General features: G+C 57.5%; 8 protein-coding genes. All 8 read right to left on the bottom strand.

Annotation, left to right across the window (positions count from 1 at the left end):
- On the bottom strand, nt 1-619 hold a 619-nt coding region (gene ugpQ / locus RTY00_RS15745), incomplete at its 3' end, for a glycerophosphodiester phosphodiesterase (protein WP_312665075.1).
- On the bottom strand, nt 616-1,689 hold the full coding sequence (locus tag RTY00_RS15740) for a sn-glycerol-3-phosphate import ATP-binding protein UgpC (RefSeq protein WP_008109908.1): 1,074 nt from the start codon (nt 1,687-1,689) through the stop codon (nt 616-618). The genes ugpQ and RTY00_RS15740, both read right to left, overlap by 4 nt.
- Nucleotides 1,690-2,535 (bottom strand): sn-glycerol-3-phosphate ABC transporter permease UgpE, encoded by an 846-nt coding sequence (gene ugpE / locus RTY00_RS15735; RefSeq protein WP_008109907.1) that lies wholly within the window; start codon nt 2,533-2,535, stop codon nt 1,690-1,692.
- Nucleotides 2,532-3,419, bottom strand: a complete 888-nt coding sequence (ugpA, locus tag RTY00_RS15730; RefSeq protein ID WP_008109906.1) for a sn-glycerol-3-phosphate ABC transporter permease UgpA — start codon at nt 3,417-3,419, stop codon at nt 2,532-2,534. The genes ugpE and ugpA overlap by 4 nt, the downstream gene beginning before the upstream one ends.
- Before the next feature lie 63 nt (nt 3,420-3,482).
- A complete protein-coding gene (gene ugpB, locus RTY00_RS15725) occupies nt 3,483-4,799 on the bottom strand; it encodes a sn-glycerol-3-phosphate ABC transporter substrate-binding protein UgpB (protein ID WP_154154769.1) in 1,317 nt (438 codons plus the stop codon).
- 230 nt (nt 4,800-5,029) lie between these two features.
- Nucleotides 5,030-5,743, bottom strand: coding sequence for a high-affinity branched-chain amino acid ABC transporter ATP-binding protein LivF (gene livF, locus RTY00_RS15720; protein WP_008109901.1), 714 nt, complete (start codon nt 5,741-5,743; stop codon nt 5,030-5,032).
- A gap of 1 nt (nt 5,744) precedes the next feature.
- Entirely contained in the window at nt 5,745-6,512 is a 768-nt protein-coding gene (livG, locus tag RTY00_RS15715; protein ID WP_008109900.1) for a high-affinity branched-chain amino acid ABC transporter ATP-binding protein LivG, read from the bottom strand.
- The coding region (locus RTY00_RS15710; protein WP_312665073.1) for a high-affinity branched-chain amino acid ABC transporter permease LivM at nt 6,509-7,575 on the bottom strand (1,067 nt) is incomplete at its 5' end. The genes livG and RTY00_RS15710, both read right to left, overlap by 4 nt.

The raw sequence follows: 7,575 nt of genomic DNA, 5'->3' as shown, positions 1-7,575 counted from the left end.
CTTTTAGCTGCGCGGTGCGTTCGGCGTCGAGTAATTTGTGGTTCAGATGGATCGACACGCAATCCAGACGTGAAGTCAGCGCCTGCCAATCGTCGTGCCACTCATCCAGCAGCAAACCGCGTGGCAGTTCCGGCGCCGCTTCCATTGCCGCTTCCAGCGCGGCGTAAGAGAACGAGGAGAGCAGCGGTGCGGTTTGTCCTTGCCACAGTTCGCGTGCGGCCAGCGCCACATTGCGGCCGGTTTCCACATCCTGCCCTGTAGTGGGTTTGATCTCGATATTCGCCATCATCTGATGCTGGCGGCAACGCTCGGCCACTTCGCTCAGCAACGCCAGCGGTTCGCCTTCGTAATCGCGGCTAAACCAGCCGCCGGCATCCAGCTGTGACAGCTTATGCCACGACAGCGCGCCCGCCACGCCCCAACCGTTGCTGGTGCGATCCAGCGTGTCGTCGTGCAGCAGGAAAATCTGCTTATCTTCCGACAGCTTGGCATCAAACTCGATCATGGTGTGACCGTGCTGCGCGCCGACATCAATCGCCGCGAGGGTATTTTCCGGGGCCAGTTTGCCGCCGCCGCGATGCGCGACAATGTGCGGATAAGGCCAGTTGTGTTGACTCATTCCAGACGCTTTCCATAGGTTGAATCGAAGAAGTGTAACGCATCTGACGGCAGATGCAGCCACAAGGTGCTGCCCGCCTGCGGGCGCTCGCTGTGCGGCAAACGTACCACCATGCGCGCATTACCGATGCGGCCGTGCGCCAGATTATCCGCGCCGAGCATCTCCAGCGTCTCCACCACCAGCGGAATGCCGCCCGCGTCGCGGCTGCTGAGCTTGATGTGCTCGGGACGGATGCCGAGTGTCAGCGGGCGATTGGCCCATTTGGCTTTGCTTTCGCCCAATAGCAAGCTGTTGAGCGCATCCAGCGTGAAACGCGTGCCGTCGCTGCTGATTTGTCCCGGCAGCAAATTCATGGCGGGCGCACCGATAAATGAGGCAACAAACTGGCTGGCCGGACGCTCGTACACTTCCACTGGCGTGCCCACCTGCTCCACCACGCCTTTGTTCATGACCATCACGCGCTGCGCCAGCGTCATCGCTTCCACCTGATCGTGCGTCACGTAGATGCTGGTGGTTTTCAGGCGACGATGCAGCTGTTGCAGCTCAAGGCGCATCTGCACGCGCAAGCGCGCATCCAGATTCGACAGCGGCTCATCAAACAGGAAGACCGCCGGTTCGCGTACGATGGCACGTCCCATCGCCACGCGCTGACGCTGTCCGCCCGACAACTCGCGCGGGCGGCGATGCAGCAGATGATCCAGCTCGAGGCTGCGCGCCGCTTCCATTACGCGTTGATCGATCTGCACTTTGCCCATGCCGCGAATTTTCAGGCCATACGCCATGTTTTCGCCCACCGTCATATGCGGATAGAGCGCGTAGTTCTGGAACACCATGGCGATGCCGCGATCTTTCGGTTCCATGTTGGTGACGCGTTTGTCGTCGATATAAATATCGCCCGACGAAACGCGCTCAAGGCCCGCCACCATGCGCAGCAGCGTCGATTTACCGCAGCCGGAAGGGCCGACCATCACCATAAATTCGCCATCGTTAATGGTGATATTCAGTGGCTGAATGATCTGATTTTTTCCGTCGTACGATTTGGTAACGGTCTGAAGGGTTACGCCTGCCATTTATTTATCACTCTCTACCAGGCCACGCACAAACGCACGTTGCATCACGAGTACCACCACCACCGGTGGAATCAGGGTTAATAACATTGCCGCCATCACTTCATTCCACTGCGTCGGGCCGCCGCTGCTGTTGATCATGCTTTTCACTCCGGCGACGGCGGTGCTGAGGCTGGCATCGTTGATGATCAGCAGCGGCCACAGATATTGGTTCCAGCCGTAGATAAAGGTGATCACGAAGAGCGCGGCGAGATTGGTTTTGGACAGCGGTAGCACGATGTCCCAGAAGAAGCGCATCGGGCTGGCACCGTCGATACGTGCCGCTTCAATCAGCTCGTCCGGCAGCGACATAAAGAACTGACGGAACAGGAAAGTGGCGGTCGCCGACGCCATCAGCGGCAGCGTTAAGCCGCTATAGCTGTCGAGCATATTCAGCGTCGAGATCACTTCCACCGTCGGGAAAATACGCACTTCCACCGGTAGCATCAGGGTGATGAAAATCAGCCAGAAAAACAGCGAGCGCAGCGGGAAGCGGAACCACACCAGCGCGAAGGCGGAGAGCATCGAGACGCTGATTTTGCCGATGGTGATGCCGAGCGCCATCAGCAGGCTGTTGAGCATCATCATGCCAAACGCCGGACCGCTGCCATTCACGCCGTGCGTCCAGATGCGCGAGATGTTCTCCCACAAATGCGTGCCCGGCAGCAGCGTCATCGGCACCTGATACACCGCCTCGTTATCCAGCGTCGCCGCGACAAAAGCGATGTAGAGCGGGAACAGAATGGTCAGCACGCCCAGCACCAGCAAGGTATGGCTGAAGATATCCAGCCCGCGTCGATTCTCAATCATTGGTATTGCACCTTACGCTCGACAAAGCGGAATTGCAGGATAGTCAGGCCAATCACCAGCAGCATCAGCACCACCGATTGCGCGGCGGAGGAAGAGAGATCCAGCCCGGTGAAGCCTTCGCGATAAATTTTGTAGATCAGCGTGGTGGTGGCCTGCACCGGACCACCGCCGGTGGCGGCATCGATCACCGGGAAGGTATCGAAGAAGGCGTACACCAGATTGACCACCAGCAGGAAAAAGCTCACCGGCGTGATCAGCGGCAGGGACAAATTGAAGAAGCGACGCACCGGACCGGCGCCATCGATCGCCGCCGCTTCCACCAGCGATTTGGGAATCGACTGCAGTGCGGCGAAGAAAAACAGGAAGTTGTAGCTCATTTGCTGCCAGATCGACGCTAATACAATCAGGAACATCGCCTGACCGCTGTTTTGCGCGTAGTTCCAGTTGTAGCCCATTTGGTTCAGCAAATGGCTGAACAAACCGAGGCCCGGATTAAACAGGAACATCCACAGCACCGCCGCAACCACTGGCGCTACCGCGTACGGCAGCAGCAGCAAGGTTTGGTAAAGCTTGCGCAGGCGAATTACGTAATCGACCAGCGCTGCCAGCAGCAGGGAAAAGGTCATGCCGCAAATCGTCACCAGCGCACTGAACTCAATGGTGGTCCAGAAGGACGCCAGATAGTATTCGTCGCTGAACAGGCGTTTAAAGTTCGCCAGCCCAACGAAGGTGCTGGAGATGCCAAAAGGATCAATGCTTTGCAGCGAATACCACAAGGCTTCACCGGCTGGCCACAGGAAGAAGATGGCCGTAATCACCAGTTGCGGCAGCAGCAGCAAATAGGGCAGAAAACGGGAGCGAAATACCGGGCGCGATGAGGACATAGCAGGCTCAATCAAAGAGAAAAATCGGGGCGAACGCCAGGCGTCGGCCCCGAGATAACAGCATTACTTCACTTGCTGCTCAAAACGGCGCAGCAGTTCGTTACCGCGTTTCACAGCGTTATCCAGCGCAGCTTGCGGCGCCTGTTTGCCAGTCCACACGCCTTCCAGCTCTTCGTCCACGATGGTACGAATCTGCGGCATGTTGCCCAGACGCATGCCTTTGGTGAACGGCAGCGGATCTTTGTTCAGCATCTGACGCGTGGCGATGTCTGCACCTGGGTTCTTGTCATAGAAGCCCTGTTGCTTGGTCAGCTCATACGCGGCGGTAGTGATCGGCAGATAACCGGTTTTCTGGTGCCATTCGGCAGCGATTTCCGGCTGGGCGAGGAACTTCATGAACTCCGCCGCGCCTTTATAGGTGTTGGCATCTTTGCCTTTCATCACCCACAGGCTCGCGCCGCCAATGATGGCGTTCTGCGGTGCGTTCGGAACGGTTTCATCGTACGGCATCATGCCCACGCCGAAGTTAAATTTGGCGTAGTGTTTGATGTCGGCCAGCGAACCGGAAGACGCGGTGGTGATGCCGCAATCGCCGTTATAGAACTTGGCGGTAGATTCATCTTTGCGACCGAAGTAGGTGAAATCACCCTTCTTGTTCATCGCTTCCAGCATTTCGATGTGGCGCACCTGCACCGGCTTGTTGAATTCCAGTACCGCATCAGTACCGTCAAAGCCGTTGTTTTTGGTGGCGACCGGCAGCGCATGCCAGGCGCTGAAGTTTTCAATCTGAATCCAGCCCTGCCAGCCGCTGGCGTAACCACAGGTCAGGCCGGCTTTACGCAGCGCTTCAGCGTCTTTCGCCAGCTCCTGCCAGGTTTTCGGTGGCTGATCCGGGTTCAGACCGGCTTTCTTGAACGCGTCTTTGTTGTAGTACAGCACCGGCGTGGAGCTGTTGAACGGCTGAGAGATCAGCTGGCCTTTGCTGTCGCTGTAGTAACCGGCAACGGCTGGCACGAACTGCTTCGGATCCATCTGTACGCCAGCGTCTTTAAACACCTGGTTGACCGGGACGATAGCTTTTGACGCCATCATGGTCGCCGTACCGACTTCATACACCTGCAGCAGTGCAGGCGCTTTACCGGAGCGCACCGCCGCGATACCCGCCGCTAAGCTCTGCTCGTAGTTGCCTTTGTAAGTCGGAACGATTTTGTAATCGGGATGAGCCTGGTTAAAACGTTGTGCCAGAGAATCAACTTCTTTGCCTAACTCGCCTTCCATTGAGTGCCAGAAAGGGATCTCAGTTGCAGCCAGCGCATTACCGCTGAGCGCCAGACCGAGCAGTACACTCATCAGGCGGGGACGAAGCGTAAAAGCGGACATAAGGTTTTTCCTGTGCTGTTAAGTACGCGCGAATTCGCGCATTTTTTAGTTCGCGACGTAACATGACACGGGGAAATGACGGATTAATAACAGGTTTATGACGGGGATGTGACAGATAGGTTTTGTTCGATTGGGGTTTAGGACGGGGCAATTGAGCTGCTAAGGTAAAGGTCGCCATAAATGGCGACCCTACGCGATTTTGTAGGGTCGGCATTCATGCCGACCGCCGGTTACGCGCCGAGGTACGCGCTTCTAACCGCTTCGTTGGAAAGCAACGCTTCGCCGCTATCCTCCAGCACTACATGACCGTTTTCGAGCACATAACCCCGATCCGCCAGCTTCAGCGCCTGGTTGGCGTTCTGCTCGACGAGGAAGATGGTCATGCCCTCTTTACGCAACTGCTCGATGGTGTCGAAGATCTGCTGAATGATAATCGGCGCCAAACCCAGCGACGGCTCATCCAACAACAGTAAACGCGGCTGGCTCATCAACGCGCGACCAATCGCCAGCATCTGCTGCTCACCGCCGGACATGGTGCCCGCGCGCTGCGCTTTACGTTCTGCCAGGCGAGAAAACAGCTGATACACGCGATCGATGCGCTCCAGATACTGCTGACGCGTGGCAAAGAAGCCGCCCATCGCCAGGTTCTCTTCCACCGTCATGCGCGAAAACACGCGACGGCCTTCTGGCACAATCGCAATCGCTTCACGCATGATTTTCGCGGTTTGCCAGTCAGTGATCTCTTTACCATCAAAGGTGATGTTACCGCTGGTGGCGCGCGGTTCGCCGCACAAGGTGCCGAGCAGCGTGGTTTTACCCGCGCCGTTGGCACCGATCAGCGTGACGATCTCACCCTGATTGATGTGCAGATTAATGTTGTGCAGCGCCTGAATCGGACCGTAATGGGCGCTGACATTCTGCAAAGTTAAAATCGGGTTTGCCATGTTACGCCTCACCTAAATAAGCACGGATCACATCCGGATTGTTACGCACCTGTTCCGGCGTGCCGTTAGCCAGCGGCGTTCCCTGATTCACCACGTAAATGCGGTCAGAAATTCCCATCACCAGCTTCATATCGTGTTCAATCAGCAACACGGAAACCTTGTGCTCACCGCGCAGTTCGGCGATCAGCTCATCGAGTTCGTGCGTTTCTCGCGGGTTAAGACCGGCCGCCGGTTCATCCAGCATCAGGATTTCCGGGCGCGTCACCATGCAGCGCGCAATCTCCAGACGACGCTGCTGACCATACGCGAGGTTGCCCGCCTGCCGGTTCGCCAGATCCAGCAGACCGATGCGGTCCAGCCAGGTGGCTGCGCGATCCAGCGCTTCGCTCTCACCGCGACGGAAAGCCGGGGTTTTGAATAGGCCGGAGAACACGCCGCTTTTCAGGTGCTGATGCTGAGCCACCAGCAGGTTTTCAATCACCGTCATTTCACGGAACAGACGCACATGCTGGAAAGTACGCACGATGCCCATGCGCGCAATCTTCTGGCCTGGCAAACCTTGCAGCTGCTGATCGCGCAGTTTGATGGTTCCGCCGGTCGGTTTGTAGAAACCGGTCAGACAGTTGAACACCGTGGTTTTACCGGCACCGTTCGGGCCGATCAGCGAAACAATTTCCTGTGGATGCAGCTCAAGCGCCACATTGTTGACGGCTAACAGGCCGCCGAAGCGCATCATCAGGCCTTCAACGGCTAATAAAGGCTGACTCATGCCTGCTCTCCTTGTTTACTGCTTTTCAACTTCAGATGCGGACGCTTCATCGGCAGCAGACCTTGTGGACGCCAGATCATCATCAGCACCATCAAGCCGCCGAGCACCAGCATGCTGTACTCGTTCAAATCACGCATCAGCTCGCGCGATACTACCAGCAGAATCGCCGCGAGGATCACCGCCAGTTGCGAACCCATGCCGCCCAACACCACAATCGCCAGCACAAAGGCCGATTCGACGAAGGTGAAGGATTCTGGGCTGACGAAGCCCTGACGCGCCGCGAACAACGTGCCCGCAAAACCGGCGAACACGGCGCTGATGGTGAAAGCCGTCAGCTTGATGCGCGTCGGGCTCAGGCCGAGCGAACGGCAGGCGATCTCATCTTCACGCAGCGCTTCCCACGCGCGGCCCAGCGGCATACGCAGCAAACGGTTGATCACAAACAGCGTCAGCACCACCAGCAGCAGCGCCACCAGATAGAGGAAAATCACGCGGTCGCTAGGATCGTATTTCAGGCCGAAGAAGTCATGGAAAGTGCTCCAGCCGCCTTCGCTGACGCGGCGGCCAAACTCCAGACCAAACAGGCTTGGCTTGGGAATCTGCGCGATGCCGTTTGGTCCGCCGGTGATCGCGGTGTTGTTCAGCAGCAGGATACGCACGATTTCACCGAAACCGAGCGTGACGATCGCCAGATAGTCTCCGCGCAAGCGCAGCACCGGGAAGCCGAGCATCAGGCCAAACGCACCGGCGACTAAACCGGCCAGCGGCAGACTTTCCCAGAAACCAAAGCCGTAATAGTGATTCAGCAACGCGAAGGTATAAGCGCCGATGGCGTAGAAACCGCCGTAGCCCAGCACCAGCAGACCAGATAAACCCACCACCACGTTCAACCCGAGCCCGAGCATCACGTAGATCAGCGTCAGCGTGGCAATATCCACGCTGCCGCGCGAGACCAGAAACGGCCAAATGACGGCGGCGGCAATCACCAGCGCCATCAACAGCTTCTGCTTTGGCGTCGATCCATCAAAGCCCGGCAGGACAAAACCTTTGCCGCTGCGCTTGA

Origin of the sequence: Pantoea sp. CTOTU49201 (assembly GCF_032054795.1) — a bacterium.
Classification (GTDB): domain Bacteria; phylum Pseudomonadota; class Gammaproteobacteria; order Enterobacterales; family Enterobacteriaceae; genus Pantoea; species Pantoea symbiotica.
This window is presented reverse-complemented; position numbering and strand designations above follow the sequence as displayed.

Excerpts from the sequence above, each read along its gene's own strand:
- RTY00_RS15740 (WP_008109908.1), bottom strand. The coding sequence starts at position 1,689 with ATGGCAGGCGTAACCCTTCAGACCGTTACCAAATCGTACGACGGAAAA.
- ugpE (WP_008109907.1), bottom strand. The coding sequence starts at position 2,535 with ATGATTGAGAATCGACGCGGGCTGGATATCTTCAGCCATACCTTGCTG.
- ugpA (WP_008109906.1), bottom strand. The coding sequence starts at position 3,419 with ATGTCCTCATCGCGCCCGGTATTTCGCTCCCGTTTTCTGCCCTATTTG.
- ugpB (WP_154154769.1), bottom strand. The coding sequence starts at position 4,799 with ATGTCCGCTTTTACGCTTCGTCCCCGCCTGATGAGTGTACTGCTCGGT.
- livF (WP_008109901.1), bottom strand. The coding sequence starts at position 5,743 with ATGGCAAACCCGATTTTAACTTTGCAGAATGTCAGCGCCCATTACGGT.
- livG (WP_008109900.1), bottom strand. The coding sequence starts at position 6,512 with ATGAGTCAGCCTTTATTAGCCGTTGAAGGCCTGATGATGCGCTTCGGC.